General features: G+C 42.7%; 2 protein-coding genes. One reads left to right on the forward strand and one right to left on the reverse strand.

Annotated elements, in window-relative coordinates; genetic code table 11:
- Window positions 1–633: hypothetical protein (locus J1785_RS00770; RefSeq protein ID WP_217218573.1), on the forward strand; the 633-nt coding region annotated here is incomplete at its 5' end.
- A gap of 12 nt (window positions 634–645) precedes the next feature.
- Here J1785_RS00770 and J1785_RS00775 read toward each other — a convergent pair.
- The coding region (locus tag J1785_RS00775; RefSeq protein WP_217218574.1) for a hypothetical protein at window positions 646–1030 on the reverse strand (385 nt) is incomplete at its 5' end.

Consider the following 1030-nt stretch of genomic DNA (forward strand, 5'->3'; position numbering starts at 1 on the left):
GCAATGGACGCAACGGATATAAGAGAATTACGAGATTTTGTGAAAATACGCACCTTCACACCAGAAACAAGCTCACGATATAGTGCCTGGGTATTAATCTGGTATCCGCATGCAGGGAGTGCAGGTCATGCGTCAATGTTTATTGGTGATATTTTAGAAACCAGCCTTTATGTCAGTTGGTGGCCAGAGGCAGGAGACGCTAAAAAAGTCTTGTTCGGTAAATTTCCTTCCAGAATAAGCGCTCATGGAAATGCCGATTTAACCACTTACCGATCTGATGCCTATGCTGAAGGCGGGCTCCCCGATGTGATTTACGGATTAATGAATCTGAATGAGCACATGATGAAAATGGCCTGGTATGACATTTGCCATAAACAAGGGGGATCCTCATTTCGTACTGTGGGGAAGAATTGTGCCGATATAGTTGGTCGGGTTATTAATGCAGGGCTGGTCGGTTCATCGTTACGTGCAAAGGCCTTTGACTACATGCAGGGAGGGTTTTTACCCTGTACGCCTAAGCGCATAGGGATAGCTTGTAATTATCTTAGAGATAAAAATATGGCTGTAAAAATAAGTTTGCATGCCAAGTCACTGAACCTTAATCCTTTAAAATTCATTTTTCGGCTTAGATGAACTGACCGGGAATTATTTTAATCGTTCAATTCCGTGTAAAACCATCTGGCTTCCATCTGCCTCGTTACCCTGTGTGGTGATGATACATCTGTCAGGCATCTTCACCGCACGGAACGAAAGTTGGAGGGTAAAAATGCTGCGATTTTTATCCACCATCAAAATATCGTTATTTCTGAGAATGATATTTGTAATATTTGCCTGAGTAATGAGTCTGATCATGCCATTGCTGGAGATATAGAAACGTGTATCGGTTTTATTTCTGTCCAGAGAAACCATGGCGATTTTCCATTTAGTGCTATCACTGGCCTTCCAGTCGTCGACGGCACCAAAAAAATCCGGGAAAATGCCCTGATGTAAGAAAGAGGAAAGTGAACCAATATGCTCCTGAATCCATTCG

Origin of the sequence: Rahnella perminowiae (assembly GCF_019049755.1) — a bacterium.
Taxonomy (GTDB): domain Bacteria; phylum Pseudomonadota; class Gammaproteobacteria; order Enterobacterales; family Enterobacteriaceae; genus Rahnella; species Rahnella perminowiae.